Raw genomic sequence first — 21,334 nt, forward strand, 5'->3', positions numbered from 1 at the left:
CAGTGAATTTGTATGATTTTTCTAAATCCCTGGGAGTTGACGGTTATATAATAGAAAGGTTCATCCCCCTGGGAAATGGATTAAAAATTTCGGACAAAATAGTCAACGGCGAAGATTTGAATGATTTATACAGAAATATTTTCCAAAAATGCGAAGTTGAATATAATCCGCAGGACCTAGTCCAGTACAGGGCCCTTCAAGTAAAATTTTCCGAAAAAGATGTTTTTGCCGCCCAATGTATAGTTGCAAAGGACGGCCTGGCGCTGCTTCCTGATGGGACGGTGCTGCCCTGCAGGAGATTTAGTATCCCTGTCGGTAATTTACTGACGGATTCGCTTGAAAATATTTGGAGTAACTCAACACTGCTCAATGATTTAAGAAATAAAAAAAACCTTAAAGGAAAATGCGGGAAATGCGGAGTTTCTGATTGTATCGGCTGCAGGGCAATGGTTTACGCTTTGACCGGAGATTACCTGGCAGAAGATTTTCACTGCTGGCTATAAGAGCATACTCTGTTTTTTCCGATGATTTTAGCTTTGTATAACCCTTTGTCAGCAATATCTATCAAGGTTTCTGGGCTGGCTGCATCTTCAGGAAATGCCGACACGCCCATGCTTACTGTAATCCGGCTATAAGATTTTTCAAAATCAGGGTAAGAACTTCATAAAAAAAGGCATCCAATCTGAGAATTCTATTTCTTCTATTAACCTCTTAAAAATTCTTTTCCTGGTTAGGAAATTTTACTCATTTAAGAGCATAAAGTCACTTTTTTACTTGATTTTTAGGGGATTAGTTTATATAATTTCAATAGTTTCAGTCAGTTCTTTTTATTTATCGGGCCCGTAGCTCAATTGGATAGAGCATCTGCCTTCTAAGCAGGAGGTCGTGAGTTCAAATCTCACCGGGCCCATATAAAAACAGTGCGACAAAAGTAACTCATCTTCGGAGAGTTCAGTGAGCGTTCACTTGTAAAAGTGAAAAGCGAACGACGATGAAAAGTTCATTGATAAACAAAGAAGGATGCGAAAGATGGTAGGTATAGCTCAATTGGTTAGAGCGCTTGGCTGTGGCCCAGGAGGCTGCCGGTTCAAATCCGGTTACCTACCCTTAATTCAAAATTTTTAGTAAATCCAGGCCTAGGAGGAATTGAAATGTTTAAGAAAATTGTTCTACAGGTAATTGCTTTATTGTTCGTTGCAAGTATCACCGGTGCGGCAGGAGCAGCTGGTACGGCTGTTAAAGCAAAAACAACCGAATCTCCGGCAAGTCCTGTTGTTAAGGAAACTAACGAAAAACCTTCGAAAAAAAGCGCTACTATGAAAGCAACTGGTTATGACGTGACTTATAACGCTCTTTCATTTAAAAACATCAAAAGCGACAGCAAAAGCACACAATACCTGTTATGCGTAAATTACGAAACAGCACCTAAGGGCACCGACAAATCTTTACTGGCCTATGTTCTCGGAATCAGGGGAAGAAACAAAATCTATTCAAATAATAATTTTAGAATTGATAAAATGTGCGGGCTGGTAATAGTTAAAAATGATACTCATTTTAACATTAATACAAACGGCATGGATATTCGTTTTGAATTTGGCGCCATTCCGGAATTGTTTATTACTGAGAGCCTTTCGGTGGAAATTCCGTTAGGAGCAAGTATTGTTGCGTATGGCGAATCTTTTTCAAATGCAGGCAACGGGCGTACCCAGATTACAACTTTCGGGTCAGGAGCTACTCTGGCAGGAGTTACCTTTCACTATTACTTCGGAAAATAATATAAATGAGATTACTGGAATAATTTAAGTGTTGTTTACTCTTTCAATTTCTTTTTTTATTTCTTCAATGATTTCAGTATTGTGAATTTTCTTTTTGTCGCCTTCTTTAATTGAAATAATATAAAATACCTTCCCCCCGTATTTATCGGCAAATTTCTTATGCGTCTGTAATTGTAATTCATGTTCCTTGAATATTTGCGGAATATGCGCTACCCCTCCAGCAGGTTTTATCTGTAGGCCAATATATTTTTCTTTTATTTTAATGAAAAAATCTACATTAAATAATCTGTCCCATTCATCCGGAGCAGGCTCTATTTTTACTTTGAGTATTTCTTCCAATTGACCATAAATAGTCTTTATCTCGGTCATATACCCGTCCTAGGTTCTATTAATGACAAGCTCAAACATGTAATCAATATAGTCCTTCTCGTTAATAGCTTCGATTTCAGCAGTAAGAACCTCGGTTATTTTAACATACAATTTTCTGCCAAGGTTTTCAATATGTTCTTTCGGTTTTACATTGGCAAAATAATACTTTTCCCAATCCTTAACATTTCTTGGAGTACACTTTCTAATTTCCTCTGAAACGGCGCCTACATTACGTTTAAAATTCAACTGAAACCGGTTCATAGCGCTATTCAATATCCATTCTTTTGCCATTATTATTTTGTCCTTAAAGATAAAAATTTTGATTTATACTTATAATCAAGTTTGGTATCGACATCAACAAGCCCCTGTTTTATTAGATGGGCATTTAAAAACGTTTTATTGTCCAAATAAAGGTAACATAATAGATTATTATCGCCATCATGTTTAATAGCATCAAAACGCATAAAAACACGATTGCCACGTATTTTTTCCTTTAAAAAAACAGTTGCACTTCCGTTTTTTTCAAGAGATTGTTTTATGCCTATTAGTTTAATTTTGAGACCATTATCTAATATCATCGATTCCGGACTCAATATTTCTTTCACGGTATGATATTCTTCTCTTTTGTTTGAAGAATCAGCGTTTATTTTTGAACCAAAATTCATTTTTCTTGGATCGATTTTTTTATTAAACAATTATACCTATTTAAAGACACATTATCTTTTACGGCGGTTTTTTTTGCGGGGCTTTCTCCACTGCTGTTTATTCCATTGTTGTTTCTGACGCTGTTCTTGTTTCGCTGAACCTGCCTTAAAATCAATAAATCCTCGCATAACATCGGTGCGCTCCAGGCGCACTCTGACCTTGCTGCCGATATCAAGCCCGCTAAAACCGCTTACCAGTTTTCCCTCTACCGGCGGATTTACAAGCCGGACCCAGATCCCCTTGTCCGACGCGCCCGTAACAATAGCATCAAAACTCTCGCCTATCCTGTTTCTAAGCAAAAGCGCTGCAGCAGATTTTACAACCTGCCGTTCAACTTTTTTTGCCGCATCTTCCTGATCGGTGCAATGGCGCGCAAGAGTTGATAATTCCTCTTTCGAATAGGGGAGAGGGCTTCCTGCAACTGCCGCTTTTATCATGCGCTGGGTTATTAAATCAGGGAATCGGCGGTTCGGAGCCGTGGAGTGTGTATAATCTTTTACTGCGAGGCCGAAATGCCCGACGGCCTTATCTCCCGGCATCTCAACTATATATTCACCGGCTCCCAACAGTTTGATAACGCTGAGAGAAAGGTCGGGGAAAGTAAGCGGATCTGCGGCCTGCTGAGCCAGAAGGAATTTATCCAGAGCTTTTGAATCCGGCTCCGACGGAAGATTACATCCCCGTTCAACAGCAAGAGCCCTGATTCTGTCCCAGCGCTTAGGAACACGCACTACGCGGCGTATGGACGGAAAATTTTGCGCCGCGAGAAAACGCGCAGTAACGCCGTTAGCGGCTATCATAAAATCTTCAATAATGTCCTGGGCCCGGTTTTGTTCCTGGGCCTGCAACCTTTCAAGTTTGTCTCCCTGGAATACCGGGCGCGCTTCTATAGTCTGCAGTTCGAGGGCACCGCGCTCGTGCCTGAGCTTTTTCAGCTTTTGGGCTATAAGGTCCTGGAGCCGGATAGCATCTTCCAGCCCCTTAACTGCAGAAACTTCCTGTGGAATCGGCTCAGCGCCGGTCAGCCAGGCAGAGACTTTATTATATGTAAGCTTCGCATGGTTGCGGACCAGCGCTTCATAGACGCAGGAATCCTTGAGAACGCCGCTAGCCGCGAAACTCATTTCAATAATGACTGCAGGGCGGTCTTGCTCGAGATTCAGCGATGTGAGATCGTTAGAAAGTTTTTCGGGAAGCATGGGGAAGGTTTCGGCCACAGTATAAACCGACGTGGTATTATACCGGGCGTGCTCGTCAAGCGCGGAATTTTTTCTGACTAGCGCATCCACATTGGCAATCGCCACGCAGGCCATAATACAGCCGTCGCCCAGCATTTTAGCGATAGTCAGTTGATCAAGGTCAAGGGAATCATCGTTATCTATTGAACACCAGGGAAGGCTTCTGAGGTCACGGCATTTCGGCTCAACGGACAGTTTCTGAGCTTGCAGTTTATCAAGTTCGGAGAGCGCCCCTGGCGGAAAATCGGGATCCAGCCCTTTTTCCAACATCACTCTGCGGGCTATTCTCTGAAGTACTGACCGGTCGCGATTATCTGTTGTTGGCAAAGGTCACCTTATTACCGCGAACTTTCCGCTGGTTTTTATTTTTTTCAATGCTTCTCTTACGGCTTTGCAGGGGTTCTGAAACCAAGCCCGGCGCGTGGCTTGATGAAATTCAACATAAATATTCCGCCATTGATTTCTTTTTCATATTTCTCGTCAGCCATTACGGTTTGGGATACGCCTATTTAGTTTATTACTGCCACCTTGCCTGTTTTCTTCTCCACTTCATTATAAGCTTTCAAAGGCACGTCAACAGGCGTCATGTCTACAACTCTTTGCGCCTCTCTGAGATCGTCAATAGCACGAGTGAAAGTTTTTCCGCACTTTTCCTGATAATAAGGACATTAAATAATTACTCTATCCACTTGATTACTGGGGGTTTTTTGGGGTTGGCTTGCGGGAAATCGCCTTTGGGGTAGCCCAATAAAATCGGGCCGTAAACTTTTTCCCCATGTTTTATCTCCAGCGCTTTCTTTACTTCTTCATCCTTTAACGCAAACTGCCCGATAAAAACCCAGCAGCTGCCTATGCCAAAAGACCTGGCGGCCAGCATTATATTTTCGCACACCATCGGACAGTCATAGTCGCCGCCAACACCTTCACCCGGTCCTATAACAAACACAATCGCCGGGGCAAAATAATAAATCGGATCAGGAGACATATCCCTCTGGGCCCGTATTTGCTGGAAAGCTTCGGGCATTTTAGAAAGCCATTGCTTATAAGCGGGCAATCCGGCTTCAACCATTTTTTTTCTGAAAGATTCGCTTTCAACAACCACAAACCTCCAGCCCTGCGCCCCAGCGCCTGTCGGCGCGTAGTTGCCTGCATCAATTATTTCCTCTAAAATGTCTTTCGGAATCGGTTTAGATTCATACTCTCTAACTGACCTTCTTCTCTTAATATTATCGATTATCGGATTCACTTTGGCCCCCTTGTTACGAAGTTTTTTCCTATGCAATTTTACTATATTTATATCTTCTTGACAACCAAAATTCAATGAGTTATAATAAAAAATAATGAATAATAATGCCTGGAGAAGTTTCATCCCTGGTAATTGGCAGAAAGAAATTGATACAAGAGATTTTATCCAAAAAAACTACCATCCTTATACGGGTTCTGATGATTTTCTTGCCGGCCCTACCGATAGAACCAAAAACATTTATAAAAAACTCCAGGCACTGCTTACTCTTGAAAAAGAAATGGGCGGCGTTCTTGATATAGACACTTCAACAGTTTCCTCTCTTACCACATATCCTGCAGGATACCTCGATAAAGAAAATGAAATCATAGTAGGCTTGCAGACCGCGCGCCCCTTAAAACGCGGGGTTAATCCCTTCGGCGGAATTAAACTTGCAAGAAAAGCCTGCGAAACCTACGGTTACAAACTTGACCCGGTAATTGAAGAATATTTTGCCTACCGCACAACCCACAACGACGGCGTTTACAGGGTCTACTCTGTAGAAATGAAAGATGCAAAAAAATGCGGAGTAATCACAGGCCTGCCGGACGGTTATGGCAGGGGAAGAATCATCGGTGATTACCGCAGGGTGCCGTTATACGGAGTTGATGCTTTAATTGAGCAGAAAGAAAAAGATAAAATACACCTGAGCAAACAGCATATGGACGAAGAAAATATCCGGCTCCAGGAAGAACTTTTCAGGCAGATTGATTTTCTTAAAAAACTGAAAGAAATGGCTTTGATGTACGGTTCTGATATATCCAAACCTGCGGCAAACGCCCGGGAAGCCGTGCAATGGTTATATTTTGCGTATCTTGGGGCAATTAAAGAACAAAACGGCGCGGCTATGTCGCTTGGCAGAGTCAGCACTTTCCTTGATATATATTTTGAACGTGACCTTGCAGAAAAAACACTTTCTGAAACAAATATTCAAGAGCTTATTGATGATTTCGTTATAAAGTTGCGCATGGCAAGACAATTGCGCACACCGGAATACAACGAACTTTTTGCCGGCGACCCGCTTTGGATAACAGAATCAGTAGGAGGGCTGGGTGAAGACGGCAGGCCGCTCGTAACAAAATCCTCATTCAGGTTTTTGAAGACGCTTTACAATCTGGATCCGGCACCTGAACCCAATCTTACCATTCTGTGGTCCCCGAACCTTTCTGAAAATTTTAAAAAATACTGCGTAAAAGTTTCGATCGAAACAAACTCAATCCAATATGAAAACGATGAAATTATGCGCCCTTCATACGGCGATGATTACGCTATCGCCTGCTGTGTCTCCGCTATGAAAGTCGGTAAACAGATGCAATTTTTCGGCGCGAGATGCAATCTGCCGAAAGTCCTTCTGCTTGCTATCAACGGAGGCAGGGATGAAATCTCCGGCGACCAGATAGGCCCCATGCTTGACCCGATGAAAAACGGAATACTGGACTACAATGAAGTTATGAAAAGATATGACTTCTACAAAAACTGGCTCTGTAAACTCTACGTCAATACAATGAACGTAATCCATAACATGCACGATAAATACGCTTATGAAAAATTGCAGATGGCTTTACACGACACAAAAGTAGAAAGATTCATGGCCTTTGGAATTGCCGGGCTTTCAGTTATAGTTGATTCATTGAGCGCTATCAAGCACGCTAAAGTAAAACCTGTAATAAACAGCAAAGGATTAATTGAAAATTATAAAGTTGAAGGCGATTTTCCAAAATTCGGCAATGATGACCCGAAAGTAGATGAAATAGCAACCGAACTTGTTAAAGACTTTTATGAGACTTTAAAGAAAACACCCGCTTACAGGAATGCTGCTCATACGCTTTCCATATTAACAATAACTTCAAATGTTGTTTACGGTAAAAGCACCGGCGCGACTCCTGACGGCAGGAAAGAAGGCGAACCCTTTGCCCCGGGCGCAAACCCGATGCACAACAGGGACACCAACGGCGCAATTGCTTCCTTGAACTCGGTTGCTAAAATCCCCTATGATTACTGCAGAGACGGCATATCCTGCACTTTCAGCATAACGCCTAAGGTAATCGGCAAAACACCTGAAGACCAACTTAATAACCTTACCGACATTCTCGACGGTTATTTCAAGAACAAAGCCCATCACCTGAATGTAAACGTAATAACTAGAGAAAATCTTATAGACGCAATGGAAAACCCTCATAAATACCCTAACCTCACAATCCGGGTTTCGGGCTACGCAGTAAATTTTCATACCCTGAAGCCCGAACAGCAGAAAGAAGTAATCAACAGGACTTTCCACGGCAAGATGTAACCATTATGACCACAAAAGGCAGAATCCATTCAATAGAAACACTGGGCGCTTTAGACGGGCCGGGTTTGCGGTGCGTTGTTTTTTTTCAGGGATGCCCCCTGCGCTGTATTTATTGCCACAATCCCGATACGTGGTCTCCTGTAGGAGGAATTCTAACCACTCCTTCTGAATTAGTAGAACGTATTTCCAAATATAAACTATATTTCGGTAAAAGGGGCGGGGTGACATTTTCAGGAGGCGAACCGCTATTCCAGCCGGAGTTTCTCCTTGAAACTTTAAAATTATGCAAATCAAAAGAAATCCACGCCACATTAGACACTTCAGGGTATTGTGAAACAGATGCCGTAAATAAGTGCCTGGACTTTACCGATCTTGTAATTCTTGACATTAAACATTATGACGATCTTCAGCACAAAAAAATTACCGGCAAACCCTTTGGGAAAACTTTGGAATTTCTTAAATTAGTTTTTGACAAGAAAATCCCGCTTTGGATAAGACATGTTGTGGTTCCGGAAATAAATGATACTTCCGAAGATATAGCAGAACTGGTTTCGTTGATTAAAAAACACGCTAAACCTGAAAAAGTAGAGCTTATTGGTTACCACACTATGGGAATTGAGAAATGGAAAAAACTTGGGCTGGCTTATACTTTAAACGCCGCTAAAGATGCGAATCCTGCAGTAATCACTTCTCTCCAAAAAATTATTGATGAACAAATGAAAGGCTAGAACATCCACTTTACTATTACAATTGCAAGTATTATTCCAATAATATCCGAAATAACGCATACCGGAACTAAATATTTAGTTTTCTTGATGCCGACAGCGCCAAGATAAACGGCAATCACATAGAAAGTTGTTTCAGCACTTCCCATTATAACTGCGGAAATCCGTGTGGCAGGTGAATCGGGACCGGTAGTTTTTACAATATCGGTAAAAATCGCAGTTGAAGCGCCTCCGGATAAAGGTTTTATTATAGAAATTGATATTACTTCAATAGGAATATTAAAAAATGTAAACACAGGCGCTAAAATTAATTTAAGAAAATCAAAAGCGCCTGACGCCTGAAAACCTTTTATTGCAACAAAAATCGCAAGCAGATACGGAAATATCTTTAACACAACCCCTAACCCGTCTTTTGCTCCTACTATAAAAGAATCATAGACCTTTACTTTTTTGGCAAACCCGTAGATTACCGCAAAAAGCAGGAATACCGGAATAACCAGCTGTGAAATGTAGTTAAAAGCGTTCATGAGTCGCACTATCTGATAATCGCAAGCTTGCCCGTTTTTTTCTGGCTGCTGTCGTCCGGATTTGTTACCCGGTAGATATACACGCCGGATGCCACATCCTCGTTCCCTTCGTTTTTCGCATCCCAGAAACACACACCGTCGCCGTCGGTTTCCTGAAAGTCTCTCACCAACTCGCCTGAAATCGTATAGATGAGTATCCGCTCTTTTGCGGTAAGCCCGCTGAACACAATCCCTTTTCCGAGTAAAGAGTCCGCAAATGCTCCGGTTGAACCTGGTAGATACGGATTCGGATACACCTGCAAATCTGCAAGCGTAAGGCTGGCCTGCTTTGAAAACATAACAAGCCTGAAAAGCGTTAAATGGCTTATATCGGCAGTAACCTTATTATTTACTGCATCTGCCGTGCTGGGTAATGCTACCCATTTTGAAGTTGTTGTGTCATAATAAGCGATTACCAGTTTTAACTCATCCATACCGGCGATGTCGGCATCAGTATAATGAAGGGTTACTGTAAATGCTTTTTGAGGCTGATACATGAATGTATTGGTTATTTCAAATTCAAGATTAGCTGCTGTTACACTGCTTTGAGTAACGGCAGCGGGATTCTGTGATACGTTCACATTGATGGTTGCTATATTTCCAAAAGTATTCGCAGGGAAATTCAAATCCATAGTGCATTTATTACTTACAAAAGTCATGGTAGCCGAGCTTGAAGGATAAACAGCCATCGAAGCCCTGCTGGACAAAGTTACTAAAAATGCGTTTGCCAAAGTGTAGGTTGACCGCGAGATACTCATATCCGATATCGGGCTGTATACGAGCTGCAGGTTATAATACCCCGTTACGGCTCCGGGTTAAATGACCGGCCCAGAAACGGATTCTTTCAGAATAATACAATTTTCAACATTGATTCATTCCCGAATTATGCATATAAAGGCCAGCGTATCGCCGCGGGCATCCGCGTTGACGGCGCAAAAGATATTACAATTGAGCGAAATAAAATCTATAATTGTAATTACGGCATAAAGATAGGTTGTAAAAAAAATTACCAATTAACAGAAAACATTAAAGTCAGGGATAATTTTGTTTTTTTCAGCCACATTTCGGGTTTGAGCTTCGGCGGTTATGCCCAGGAGGGCGGAAGAGTTGTCAATTGTGCTTTTTTAAACAACACTTTTCTAAAAAACGGCGTGTTAAGCGGGACTGACGCTCAAATAGGAGATGTAAATATTCTTTGGGCCTCTACCTGCACCTTAAAAAACAATATTTTCTACGTTGTTAAAGAACCCAAAACAAACGGCCCGGTTGCCTTATCAAATATCGATAAAAATAGTTTTTCAAATATAATTTTTGATTATAATATCTGGTATACCACGGAAGGCCCGAAAAAAATACATTTCATCGTAGACAATAATAAAATTAGCGGGTTTAAAGAATGGCAAGCGCTTGGTTTTGATAAAAATTCTCTATTTGTCAATCCATCTCTAAGGGATGCGGTAAATTACCCGCCAGGGCTGCATCTCAGGCAGACTTCTAAGGCTAAAAACGCCGGAGACCCGGCTTTTACAAAAGCTCCCGGAGAAACCGATATTGACGGCGATTCAAGAATAAAGGAAGGTCGCGTAAACTGCGGAGCAGATGAATAAAAAAATAGCAGCCTTTTATAGCTGCTATTTTTAAAATATTCTAAATTTTGTATTTTTTTAGATTTTTACCAGCCGCCTCTTCCGCCGCCTCCGCTTCTGCCGCCGCCTCCGCCGCCATATCCTCTGCCACCACCGCCGCCTCCGCCACCATGTCCGCCTCTGAAACCACCACCACCGCCTCCGCCGCCTCTGCCGCCACGATCTTCACGGGGACGGGCTTCATTCACAGAAATTGCTTTACCCTTTATGTCTTTGCCGTTAAGAGCGGTCATTGCTGCTGTAGCTTCCTCTTTTGCCGGCATTTCAACAAAACCGAATCCCCTGGATAAACCAGTGAATTTATCTTTGATTACAGCTGCTGTCTGGACTTTGCCAAACGCTTCAAACTCTACCTTTAAATCTTCTTCTGTCACATCTTGCGACAGATTTCCAACGTACATATTCATTTACTTCCTCCGTAGTTTCAGCTAATCTAAAACTGAACTATCCTGATTATGGCATATTAATTCTTTAAAAGCAACTAATTAATGGAGTTTAACAGCTAAATAGTAGGATAATGCCGAAATAAGCGCTGAACATGGAATGGTTAGAACCCAGGCCCATATAATGTTGCCGGCTACTCCCCATTTTACTGCAGTTAACCTTTTTAAGGAGCCAACACCCATTATAGAACCTGTAATAGTATGCGTAGTGCTTACCGGAATCCCTAAACCGGAAGCAATAAACAACATAATTGCTGCACCTGACTCTGCACAGAAACCATCGATCGGCCTAAGTTTTGTGACTTTCTGGCCCATGGTTTTTACTATACGCCACCCGCCGAACATTGTTCCAAGCGCAATTGCTGCATGACATAAAATCACAACCCAAAAAGGAACATAAAACGTACTTCCTAAAAGACCGGCGCCAAAAAGCAAACTTGCAATTATACCCATAGTCTTTTGCGCATCATTTCCGCCATGTCCCAGGCTGTAAAGAGCAGCTGATACCAACTGTCCTTTTCTAAAAATGTGGTCAACTTTTTTCGGTATACTCTTACGGAAAAACCAATATATAAGAATACCAAATCCCAACCCTAAGATTAGGCCGGCTGCAGGTGAAACAAAAATGAAAGTCGCGGTTTTTATAATTCCTTTCCATACAAGCGCTTTAGAGCCTGTCTTAACAAGCGCCGCACCTATCATCCCGCCTATAAGCGCATGAGAAGAACTGCTGGGCAGGCCAAAATACCATGTAATAATATTCCAAACACAAGCGCCCGTTAAGGCGCCGAAAATAAGTTGATTGTCCACAATGGTTATATCAATTATTCCCTTACCAATCGTATTTGCCACATGAAGGCCAAAGAAAAGAAATGCAATAAAATTAAAAAATGCCGCCCAAACTACAGCAACCTGAGGCGAAAGTACCCGGGTTGACACAACCGTAGCTATAGAATTAGCTGAATCATGAAAACCGTTTAAAAAATCAAATAAAAGCGCCAGAAGAATAAGTGAAATTATAGCTAATGTCATTTTTTACACCTGCTTTACTATTATATTTTCAACGACATGCGCCACATCTTCGCAGATATCAAGGATGGTTTCGGCTTCCTGGTATATTTCTTTCCATTTTATCACTGCAATCGCGTCCTTTTCTGTTTCAAATAATTGCGTAAGCGATTTATCCCTTAAAGCATCACCCATATTTTCAAGCCGGTTCACCTCAACACAGGCATCCTTTACTGATTGAATATTTTTCGTATCCCTCAAACCTTTTACTGCACAGGAAACACCGATAACAGACTGCTCAATCATTTCGGCAAACTCAACTAAATTTTTATCGACTTTTGTTAACTTATAAAGAAGAAGCCTGCCGGTTATTGTATTGATCATATCTACAATATCATCTATTTCTTTAGCAAGAGAATGGATATCTTCACGGTCGAAAGGCGTAATAAATGTTTTATTCAACTGTTCAATAATTTCATGTGCAACATCATCGCCCTGGTGTTCTAAATCATGTATTTTTTCGAGTGAAGCAGCATCAATAGTGCCGTTAGATACGACTTCCCTGAAATATTTGGCTGCTTCTACGGCATAAGATATCTGTTTCTCGTAAAGGTCAAAAATATTGAATTTGTTAGGAAAAAATCTTGTAAGTATAGACATTTAGCAACCCTCCTGAATTTTTTTAGTCGTGCTTATTCTATAATATTAAAAAAAACAAAAGCAAGACTCTAAATTCCAGATGTCAAACCAAAGCATGTGAATTCATTCCTTCTTTTTCCCTTCCTCTGTATTAGCTGCCAACTTCCTGCCCTGAGCCCTCATTATACTAATTTCTATCCTTCTGTTTTTTGCGCGGCCATATTCAGTGTCATTGGCTGTTACGGGCCGGAATTCCCCATAACCATAAACTGTAAACCTTTTTGAATCAATATTCTCTTTTTCCATCAAGTACTCAACTACACTAAAAGCCCGGGCGGCTGAAAGTTCCCAATTAGACGTATATTTCCCGGTTTTCATGGGAACATTATCCGTGTAGCCTTCCACAATTACCGTATTAGGCATATCCCTAATAATTTTTGCAATTCCCGATAAGCTCTTTATTGCTTCGTCTTTTAAATCCGCCCCGCCGGAATCAAAAAGCACCGGCGCAGGGAGCATTATTTTTATTTTCTGGGCATTAATTTCTATTCTTGCAGTATCCTGCAGTTCCTTTGAAAGCTTTGAAGCCGCGTCTGTTTCTTTCGTTTTTTGTTCTGCATTTTCGTCTTTTTCGCCGCCCATGGCAGACTGGACATTTGAAAGCAGTTTTTCTGACTCTAAGCCGCCCATGGCGGAAACAGAGTAAAGCAAAAGAAAGAATATCATGAGGGTAGTTATTAAATCAGCATAAGGAACTACCCAGCTTGAAGGGTCATACAATGCTCTTTTATCTACATTACCCCCAAAATCTCCGCTCACAAAAACCTCATTTTATCACATTTATTTCTATCCTTCTGTTTTGCGCGCAGTTTGCAGGAGTGTCGTTTGGATAAAGCGGCCTGAATTCCCCATAACCTGCGACAATAAACTTTTCAGAAGGCAAATTTTTTACTTTTGTAAAGTAATCCACAACGCTGACAGCCCTGGCGATAGAAAGACCCCAATTTGTAGAATATTTCCCCTGGCTGATTGGAACATTATCTGTATGGCCTTCAACAACAATCTGATTAGGCAACGATTTTAAAGACCTTGCTATTTCATCCAGGGCTAAAGTTGTTTCCTTTTTTAAGACTGCTTCACCCGGGTCAAAAAGCACCGGGGCTGTCAAAAGAATCCTGATCATCTTATCATTTACTTCTAATTTTGCGTATTTATCCAGTTTGTCTTTTTCAGAATCAAGTTTAGTAACTGCTTCCTGTTCTTGTATCTGTTTTAAAATTCGGGCCGCCCTGTCAGTCATCGCGGCGGGCTTGCTCACAAAACCTGTTAAACCCGACTGAATATCCGCTATTTTTGCTTCATCCATTCGGGTAAAAGCATACGACATAAGAAAAAACAGAGTCAGATTTGTAATAATATCCGCATAAATTGTAAGCCAGATCGAACTTTGCTGTATTACTCTGACCGGCCTTTTACGTTGTCTCATTTTTTATATTTGTTTTGCCTGCTTCGACTGTTCCCTCAGAATAGCCGATAAATAACCTTCAAGTTTCTTCTCGGTTATTACCGGAACGTCACCCTTGTGTATTGAAACTATGCCCTCGGTGATCAATTCCATATTTAAAATTTCGTCTTCACTGTATTCCGATAGTTTGACGGCAACAGGCAAAAACACAAAATTGGCGGCAAATATTCCGAAAAATGTCGCGGCTACTGCGGTAGCCATGGCTGCGCCCATGGATTTAGGGTCTGTAATATTCCTTAAAACCTGTACCACTCCAAGCAAGGTTCCAAGCAAGCCGAAAATAGGCGCAACTGTTGCCATCATTCTGAACACACTGCTTACTTTCTGGTGCCTTTCCCTTACGTACAATATTTCTTTTTCAAGATTGTCTTCGATAATATCTATATCATAACCGTCAATAAGCATTTGTACGGCATTCCTTAAAAATTTATCATGCAACCCTGATATTTCCGGCTGTAAACCGACAAGCCCAGCCCTTTTTGCTTTTTCAGAAAGACCAACTACAATTTCTATCATTTTCAGCGAACTTTCTCTTTTTTTGGGGAAGAAAGCCAGGCTGAATGCTTTTGGTATTGATCTGATTGTTGCCCAGGGGTATGCAATAAAAGTTGATGAAAGTGTTCCGACAACTACAAGCAAAAATGCATCCAGATTGAAAAGCATGTGTAAAATCTGGCCCCGGGCCATGACTATATATATTGCTGCCGCTCCTATAATAGCTCCGCCTACCGTAAGTAAATCCATTCCCATTCCTCCTGGATACCCCGTTCTACGCGCCTGGAAGCGTATGGGGTATAATTCCTTCTTGGATACCCCGTTCTACGCGCTTGGAAGCGTATGGGGTATAATTCCTTGTTTATTTTTTTATCTCTATCAATCCTTCAGTATTCAATTGGCGTATTGCATCAACCACTTTTCTTTTTTCTTCCGCTATTCTTACCGCAGATATAGGCCTGCCGAGCTCAATTTCCTGCTGGAGCCTTTTTCTTGCCGCTTCAGTTAAACCGGAAAGCACTTTTGTCTTGAAATTTTCCGGCATGGCTTTCAAAATTTGGGCGAAAGCCGAAAGGTTTATTCTGCGCAGGACGAGCTGCAGCGTATTTGTATCGAAATTGGCAATATCATCAAAACTAAATATTGACCTCTGCAATTTCGCTGCAATTTCAGGACTTTTTGCCTTTAATGAAGCAAGTACTCTATCCTGAGTATCCTTGTCGCTATAATCCAGCAATCCTAAAAGTATGTCCTGTCCTCCAAGTGAATAATTTAGAGTATCCTTTATTTTTTGTTCCAGTGATTTTACCGCTTCGGGATCCATTTGTTTGACTCCTGAAAATAAATCGGCTACTTTCACCCTCTGTTCCACAGGAAGATTTGAAAATATTTTTGACGCCATATCCCTGTTAAGGTAATTCATCACAACTGCAATGTTCTCAGCAGGTTCTGTTTTTAATGCTTCGCTTAACTGATTTACCTCGGCCGGCATAATAAACCAGAAAGGTTTTCTGTGTTCAGTGTCCTTAAGGCTTCCTGCAGCCAGAACTGCTGCAGAAGCGCCCGGGACTGATTCAAATGAAGCGCCAGAGTTTCCACTCCCGCCTCCGAAAGAAGATTCGGATGATTTTGCTTCCTTCTGTACTGCTACATAACTTGCAATAACATCTACCAGGCTTCTGGAAAATATTTTAAAAGGGTTGAATAAAAACAAAATGGAACTAAAAATAGCGAAGGTAAATAAAGCTATTGCGACAACGTAAAAAAGCTGCGGCGGATAAAGCAGCGAATTCCAGTAAAAAGGATTTTGCTTGAAGCTCATTCTTTCTATCACAAACTGATCCCCGCGTTCAAAATCTACGCCAAGAAGGCCGACGGCGACTTTTTTAATAATATCCACAACCCCTTGGGAAACACCCTTATCAAGAATTATCGTGGCATTGATTTTCTTTATCATGGTCTTGGTTTTCCCGAGGTCCAGAGGAGCAAGTAAATCCTCAATCTTTCTTTCGCCTATATTCTCTTTTACCGGAACACCAGGCAAAATCATTTGAGATCTTTGATCCTTAGGTTTTAGTTGCAGTTCCTTCTTTTCTTTCTCGCTATAGAGTTCGGTATTTATAATGATAATTATCTTATCCGTTCCCGCAATTTCAGCGAGGACTTTTCTTAGCCTTTCTTCAAGACTTGTTTCTATAGAAATTTTTGTTTCTATGCTTGTTTCAATCCCTTCGTTAGTACTTGCCGCGTTTATTTTATAATACCCGCTTACGGCTATCAGCGTAAACATAAAAATAAAAATGGATTGCAGTCTTTTTCTCATCGGTTATTCTCCTTATTAATACTCTGGAATTATAATTTGTATTCTCTTAAGAATTTTGCGCTTTGCTCTGGGAGCGCCACGTTTATATACATCCCCGAACCTATTTCAAAACCCGCCGTTTTAGTAACTCTGGGCACAATACTTAAATACCAGTGAAAAAAATCATTATGCCTGGCTTTACCCGGCAATGACCTTATGACATAATTGTAATCGGGATTATTCAGCCCGTGATATATCTTTGCAAAGATTTCTTTTAATATCGAAGAAAATTCTTCAACCTCATCGTCAGAAATGTGCTGGAAACAGGGATTATGCTTTTTGGGGAGCAGCCATAAGTGAAAAGGTGAAAAAGCCGCGTAGGGTATAAATGCAACAAAATTCTCTGTCTGAGCGGCTATTCTTTCCCCTGATTTTATTTCGCCCTTTATCATCTTACAGAAAACGCACTCCATATTGTCATCATAATAACGCATGGCATCTTCAATTCTGCTGCGTATATGCGCAGGAACAACAGGTGAAGCTATCAATTGTGAATGAGAATGTTCCTGGGAAGCGCCGGCTGAAGGGCCGTGATTTTTAAAAATAGTTACAAGTTTTATACGTTCATCATTTACTGCAGACATGTACCTGTTCCGGTAAGTTTTTATAATATTCTCTACCTGGGCGTTTTCCATAAGGGCTATGGTTGTGTTATGCAGGGGAGTTTCAATGATTACTTCATGTATGCCAAAGCCGTCCATATGGCGTATAATACCTTCGTTTTTAAATTCCTTTTTGCCTTCGGATACAAGCGCCGGAAATTTATTGGGTATAACCCTTACTTTCCAGCCCTTGTCATTGTGTATGGAAAATTTTTCAGTGGGAGAATTTTTTTCATTTCCTGGACAGAAGGGGCATTGAGAGGAATACTCCGGTAATTCTTGTTTGGTTTTTTCTTTGTCGGTTTGTGCAAAATCTTCGGGCCGTTTTGCTCTTTCAGTTGCTATTATTACCCATTCCCTGGTCGCAATATTCTGTCGTAACTGAGGCATAAAGCTCAAAATGCCCCCAAGCGGATTCGAACCGCTGTTACCGCCTTGAAAGGGCGATGACCTAACCGCTAGTCGATGGGGGCAAAAAAGTCATATTTGGCAGATTTTTATTCTACCATTTAACGTATTTAAAGTCAACTCGTCCAAAACCTTTGTCGGCAAAAACCTTATGTGAATGTGTATACCTGTGTTTGAAAGGGCGGTGCCCACAGCCCGGTACGCTTTAGGTTTTCCAATCGTTTCAGCGATCCACTTATAGGCCCTTGTCTGACCTTTAGGTATTTTGAGGCAGGCAAGCCATACTTTCTGATAGAATTCGGGGTAACTTTTCAGTTTATTCATTAAAGAAATACATATAGCCCGTGGAATCCTTGAAGGATTGGATGTTTCTTCTCCTTATATAGTGAGTGCTCCTGTACTTTTTATAGTATTTTTTTACTTTTGCTACAAAATCTCTTGTTTCAGGATATGGCGGTATGCCCTTGTACCTGGCGACTGCCCCTATTCCCGCATTGTATGCGGCAATAGCCTTATCCAGATTTTCGTTATAAAGGTCGAGCAGTATAGCCAAATGCCTGGTCCCTGCTCCTATGTTTTCATAAGGGTCAAAAATATTTCTAACCCCCTGCATTTGTCCTACCCCGGGCATTAATTGCATCAATCCTTTGGCGCCTTTGCAGGAAATACATTTATAATTGAATCCTGACTCAACTTTAATCACGGCTTTTACCAGGAAAGGGTCGACATAATTTTGCGCGGCATGAAAAATAATTATATCATCATATTCAAATTCAATTTTTGGTTTTGAATCCGCGCAAACAGCCATGTTCAATAGTATTACCAGGCAAAGACAATTTTTCATTTTACGCTCTTTACCGCGCCCAGCCGCATGGCTCTGCGTTTCCTGTGATAAGTTATGGCAAACCTGTGGGCTTCATCCCTGATGTGCTGTAAAATATGCAAGGCAGGGTTATCCTTATCCAATATTAAAGGTTTGTCTTTTCCGGGAATATGTATTTCTTCATTTTCCTTGGCAAGCGATATTAACGACAGGTTATTTATCCCAAGCTTGTCGAACACCTGTTTAGCCGTATCCAAATGGCCCTTCCCCCCGTCAATTAATACCAAATCAGGCATCATTTGCCGGTTCCTCATCAGCCGGGAATACCTTCTTTCAACAACTTCCCTCATCATTGAATAATCGTCAACGCCCTGGACTGTTTTTATTTTGAATTTTCTGTAATTTTTCTTGTCCGGAAGCCCCCGGGTGAAGCGGACCAGCGACCCTACAGCTTCTTTCCCCTGTATGTTTGAAATGTCTATTGCCTCAATATTTACGGGCACTTTTTTTAGCTCCAGGCATTCTTTAAGTCGGCTTAAACCCCGGGATTTGCTTATATTTGATTCAACGTCGCCTTCTTTTATTTCACGAAATCTGATTTTATCAAACATGCTTTCAATGCTTTGAATATTATTCCTGTACTTGGCGGATTTTTCGTAATCAAGTTTTTCGCTCGACAAGGACATAGCTTTTTTTAAGTTCGACAATAACCGGGAGTATCTTCCTTCAAGAAATAATTGCGCATTTTGTACATTTTTTAAATAATCTTCCCTGGATATTTTCCCAAGGCATGGCGCGGGACACTGGCCTAATTGAAAATACAGGCAGCCGTGGAGCCCGCGATTTTCGGAAATCTCATAGTTACAGGGCCTGATATTGAAAGAACCCCGCAAATATCTGGTCAAATCCCTTATATCGCCGGCACTGTCAAAAGGACCGAAGTATTTTGCTGATTTATCCTTTTTCTGGTGCTGCCTGGCAACACATAACCTCGGAAAATCCTCCTGGGCTGTTATGCATATCATAGGGTAGGATTTATCATCCCGCCAGATAACATTGTATTTTGGCCTAAGCTTTTTTATCAGTTTATTTTCAAGTATAAGGGCGGATTTTTCGGAATCGGCAATGATATAATCAATAACTCTTACGTTGGCTATAAGCGCAGCGGTCTTTGGTTCGGAGTTGGTTCGGTTGAAATAGCTTGAAACCCTTTTAAAGAGGTCTATGGCTTTGCCCACGTAGAGTATTTTTCCTGAATAGTCGCGCATCAGGTATACTCCCGGGGCATGGGGCATTGAAGCGGTATATTTATTCATCACCAAATATTGTGTTTATCCTCAATAGTGAAAATACAGGTTTTCTTTCTTTAATATCCAGGAGTTTTGCCGCTAAAGCGTAAACAATCAAACCGGCAAGAATCGATATAAATACGTTTAATAACAAATGCGGGTTTGGGTACTGGAAGGTGGAGAAAAGATATACCGTCAGCCCCATCAAAAGGCTGGCAATTGCTATTTTTAGGAAACTTTTCATAATTTCTTTCCCGCCGATCAACCCTATCCTTTTTCTTAAATAATGAAGCAATAGAAAAGAATTTACATAGGAAGCTGCCGCAGTTGCCAGTGCGAGACCGCCTACACCCATGGGGCCCATGAGCAAAATGTTCAGAATAACATTTACAACCATGCTTGCCAAAGCCGTGCGTACAGGAAATTTTGTTTCCTTCATGGCGTAAAAGGAACTTGCAAGAATTTTTGTAAATGAATATCCGATTAACCCCAGAGAGAAATAAGCGAGTGCCGAATAGGTTATCTTACTGGCTTCAAGAGTAAATTTCCCGTGCTCAAACAATAATCTGATTATAGGCAAACCAAGCACTATAAAACCTATTGTTGCTGGTAATAGGGTGAATAGTAAAAGGCATAATGAAAAATTTAGGGTTTGTTTCATTTGCTGCATGTCATTTTTTGCATAACTTTGGGACATTATAGGCAGGCTGACTGTAGTCATAGCTATACCAAAAAGCGCTAAAGGCAGCTGCATAAGCCTGTTTGAATAATATAGCGCCGTTATGGAGCCTTCTTTTAAAAATGAGGCGCAAATAGTGTCAACAAAAGTATTTATCTGGTCGGCCGAAAAACTTACTATTGTAGGAATAATCAGGAACATTATTTGCCTTAAACCGGGGTGTTTGAGATTTAACTTGAATTTAATATGGAATCCGTTTCTGAAAACATCCAGCTGTTGGACAAAATACTGGGCAAAACCCCCTACAACAACGCTTATGGCAAGGCCCTTGATTTGCTGGCTTTCGCTGAGAGTCAGCACGTAAAATATGAGCGCGGCATAAACCAATTCAGCGATGCTCAACGATGCCGGCGCCACCGCCGGCAAAAAGAATTTTTTTAATGAGTTTAACACCCCAAGCATAAGGGCAGCAAGACAGGCAAAAAAGAGAAAAGGAAACATCAATTGAGTAAGGGTTACTGCGATATCCATCTTTTCCGGCGTGGCAATAAACCCGAAAGCTATCAGAGTTGTCAACTGGCGGGAAAAAATGATTCCCAGTACTGTTATGACAGCAAGTATTATAAGAAGGACAGTGAAAACATTGTTAAGCAGGTTCTGGGTTTCTTCCTTTGTTTTTGTTTCAAGGTAACTGCTGAAAACAGGCACAAATGCTGTCGAAACAGAACCTTCCCCCAAAAGCCTTCTGAAGAGATTGGGAATGCGGTAGGCGGCGTAAAAAGCATCGGCGAACATGCCTGCACCAAAAATCTGGGCAACCATCATATCGCGGGCATAACCCAATATGCGTGAGATCGCTGTTGCTGCTGATACAGTGCCTGCATATTTTGTGATTTTTTTCTGGTCCATATTTAACTATTAATTTTAAATAATTTGACAATCTTTGAAGCATATACTATAATATTC

At 41.2% G+C, this 21,334-nt stretch carries 23 protein-coding genes, 3 tRNA genes and 1 pseudogene; 7 read left to right on the plus strand and 20 right to left on the minus strand.

Going from position 1 to position 21,334, the window contains the following annotated elements; all coding sequences use genetic code 11:
- Positions 1–503 (plus strand): SPASM domain-containing protein (locus KKH91_02710; protein MBU0951729.1); only part of this gene is annotated, 503 nt, incomplete at its 5' end.
- Here KKH91_02710 and KKH91_02715 read toward each other — a convergent pair.
- Entirely contained in the window at positions 488–607 is a 120-nt protein-coding gene (locus KKH91_02715) for a hypothetical protein (GenBank protein ID MBU0951730.1), read from the minus strand. The genes KKH91_02710 and KKH91_02715 overlap by 16 nt on opposite strands.
- A gap of 229 nt (positions 608–836) precedes the next feature.
- On the opposite strand from KKH91_02715, the gene KKH91_02720 reads away from it, so the two are divergent.
- From KKH91_02720 to KKH91_02730, 3 genes are all read left to right on the plus strand, one after another.
- A tRNA-Arg gene (locus KKH91_02720) sits at positions 837–910 on the plus strand.
- A 122-nt stretch (positions 911–1,032) separates the two neighbouring features.
- Positions 1,033–1,106 (plus strand) — tRNA-His (locus KKH91_02725).
- A gap of 45 nt (positions 1,107–1,151) precedes the next feature.
- Positions 1,152–1,775, plus strand: a complete 624-nt coding sequence (locus tag KKH91_02730; protein MBU0951731.1) for a hypothetical protein — start codon at positions 1,152–1,154, stop codon at positions 1,773–1,775.
- Between the two features lie 24 nt (positions 1,776–1,799).
- Here KKH91_02730 and KKH91_02735 read toward each other — a convergent pair.
- The 4 genes and pseudogenes from KKH91_02735 to KKH91_02750 all read right to left on the minus strand — a co-directional run bounded on the left by KKH91_02735 (position 1,800) and on the right by KKH91_02750 (position 5,333).
- Positions 1,800–2,435, minus strand: a pseudogene (locus KKH91_02735) (MjaI family restriction endonuclease).
- 2 nt (positions 2,436–2,437) lie between these two features.
- Complete coding sequence (locus KKH91_02740) at positions 2,438–2,809, minus strand: thermonuclease family protein (GenBank protein ID MBU0951732.1); 372 nt, start codon at positions 2,807–2,809, stop codon at positions 2,438–2,440.
- Positions 2,810–2,860: 51 nt separating this feature from the next.
- Positions 2,861–4,357, minus strand: coding sequence for an RNB domain-containing ribonuclease (locus KKH91_02745; protein ID MBU0951733.1), 1,497 nt, complete (start codon positions 4,355–4,357; stop codon positions 2,861–2,863).
- Positions 4,358–4,763: 406 nt separating this feature from the next.
- A complete protein-coding gene (locus KKH91_02750; protein MBU0951734.1) occupies positions 4,764–5,333 on the minus strand; it encodes a nitroreductase in 570 nt (189 codons plus the stop codon).
- A 94-nt stretch (positions 5,334–5,427) separates the two neighbouring features.
- On the opposite strand from KKH91_02750, the gene pflB reads away from it, so the two are divergent.
- Together pflB and pflA are read left to right on the plus strand one after the other, a co-directional pair.
- Entirely contained in the window at positions 5,428–7,659 is a 2,232-nt protein-coding gene (pflB, locus tag KKH91_02755) for a formate C-acetyltransferase (protein MBU0951735.1), read from the plus strand.
- A 5-nt stretch (positions 7,660–7,664) separates the two neighbouring features.
- Positions 7,665–8,387, plus strand: a complete 723-nt coding sequence (gene pflA, locus KKH91_02760; protein ID MBU0951736.1) for a pyruvate formate lyase-activating protein — start codon at positions 7,665–7,667, stop codon at positions 8,385–8,387.
- Here the strand turns inward: pflA and KKH91_02765 are convergent.
- Both KKH91_02765 and KKH91_02770 read right to left on the minus strand, forming a co-directional pair.
- Positions 8,384–8,911 (minus strand): spore maturation protein, encoded by a 528-nt coding sequence (locus tag KKH91_02765; protein MBU0951737.1) that lies wholly within the window; start codon positions 8,909–8,911, stop codon positions 8,384–8,386. The two genes, pflA and KKH91_02765, sit on opposite strands and share 4 nt — an antisense overlap.
- Positions 8,912–8,919: 8 nt before the next feature.
- Complete coding sequence (locus KKH91_02770) at positions 8,920–9,708, minus strand: hypothetical protein (protein ID MBU0951738.1); 789 nt, start codon at positions 9,706–9,708, stop codon at positions 8,920–8,922.
- Positions 9,709–10,020: 312 nt separating this feature from the next.
- Here KKH91_02770 and KKH91_02775 point away from each other — a divergent pair, with 312 nt between their 5' ends.
- Positions 10,021–10,557, plus strand: coding sequence for a hypothetical protein (locus KKH91_02775; protein MBU0951739.1), 537 nt, complete (start codon positions 10,021–10,023; stop codon positions 10,555–10,557).
- A gap of 65 nt (positions 10,558–10,622) precedes the next feature.
- On the opposite strand, the gene KKH91_02780 is transcribed toward KKH91_02775, so the two are convergent.
- The 13 genes from KKH91_02780 to murJ all read right to left on the minus strand — a co-directional run bounded on the left by KKH91_02780 (position 10,623) and on the right by murJ (position 21,277).
- Positions 10,623–11,003 (minus strand): RNA-binding protein, encoded by a 381-nt coding sequence (locus tag KKH91_02780; GenBank protein MBU0951740.1) that lies wholly within the window; start codon positions 11,001–11,003, stop codon positions 10,623–10,625.
- Between the two features lie 78 nt (positions 11,004–11,081).
- Entirely contained in the window at positions 11,082–12,071 is a 990-nt protein-coding gene (locus tag KKH91_02785) for an inorganic phosphate transporter (protein ID MBU0951741.1), read from the minus strand.
- Between the two features lie 3 nt (positions 12,072–12,074).
- Positions 12,075–12,707, minus strand: coding sequence for a DUF47 family protein (locus KKH91_02790; protein MBU0951742.1), 633 nt, complete (start codon positions 12,705–12,707; stop codon positions 12,075–12,077).
- A gap of 102 nt (positions 12,708–12,809) precedes the next feature.
- Positions 12,810–13,505, minus strand: a complete 696-nt coding sequence (locus KKH91_02795) for an OmpA family protein (protein ID MBU0951743.1) — start codon at positions 13,503–13,505, stop codon at positions 12,810–12,812.
- 7 nt (positions 13,506–13,512) lie between these two features.
- Complete coding sequence (locus tag KKH91_02800) at positions 13,513–14,172, minus strand: flagellar motor protein MotB (GenBank protein MBU0951744.1); 660 nt, start codon at positions 14,170–14,172, stop codon at positions 13,513–13,515.
- 3 nt (positions 14,173–14,175) lie between these two features.
- A complete protein-coding gene (locus tag KKH91_02805) occupies positions 14,176–14,955 on the minus strand; it encodes a MotA/TolQ/ExbB proton channel family protein (GenBank protein ID MBU0951745.1) in 780 nt (259 codons plus the stop codon).
- A 112-nt stretch (positions 14,956–15,067) separates the two neighbouring features.
- Positions 15,068–16,528 (minus strand): hypothetical protein, encoded by a 1,461-nt coding sequence (locus KKH91_02810; GenBank protein ID MBU0951746.1) that lies wholly within the window; start codon positions 16,526–16,528, stop codon positions 15,068–15,070.
- A gap of 29 nt (positions 16,529–16,557) precedes the next feature.
- Positions 16,558–17,559, minus strand: coding sequence for a galactose-1-phosphate uridylyltransferase (galT, locus tag KKH91_02815; GenBank protein ID MBU0951747.1), 1,002 nt, complete (start codon positions 17,557–17,559; stop codon positions 16,558–16,560).
- An 11-nt stretch (positions 17,560–17,570) separates the two neighbouring features.
- A tRNA-Glu gene (locus tag KKH91_02820) sits at positions 17,571–17,642 on the minus strand.
- Positions 17,643–17,649: 7 nt separating this feature from the next.
- Positions 17,650–17,901 (minus strand): MGMT family protein, encoded by a 252-nt coding sequence (locus KKH91_02825; GenBank protein MBU0951748.1) that lies wholly within the window; start codon positions 17,899–17,901, stop codon positions 17,650–17,652.
- Entirely contained in the window at positions 17,894–18,421 is a 528-nt protein-coding gene (locus KKH91_02830; protein ID MBU0951749.1) for a lytic transglycosylase domain-containing protein, read from the minus strand. The genes KKH91_02825 and KKH91_02830 overlap by 8 nt, the downstream gene beginning before the upstream one ends.
- On the minus strand, positions 18,418–19,716 hold the full coding sequence (locus KKH91_02835; GenBank protein MBU0951750.1) for an excinuclease ABC subunit UvrC: 1,299 nt from the start codon (positions 19,714–19,716) through the stop codon (positions 18,418–18,420). Before KKH91_02835 ends, KKH91_02830 begins: the two co-directional genes overlap by 4 nt.
- Positions 19,709–21,277, minus strand: a complete 1,569-nt coding sequence (murJ, locus tag KKH91_02840) for a murein biosynthesis integral membrane protein MurJ (GenBank protein ID MBU0951751.1) — start codon at positions 21,275–21,277, stop codon at positions 19,709–19,711. The genes KKH91_02835 and murJ overlap by 8 nt, the downstream gene beginning before the upstream one ends.
- Positions 21,278–21,334 lie beyond the last annotated feature (57 nt).

The organism is Elusimicrobiota bacterium (assembly GCA_018816525.1).
Taxonomy (GTDB): Bacteria; Elusimicrobiota; Endomicrobiia; order CG1-02-37-114; family XYA2-FULL-39-19; genus OXYB2-FULL-48-7.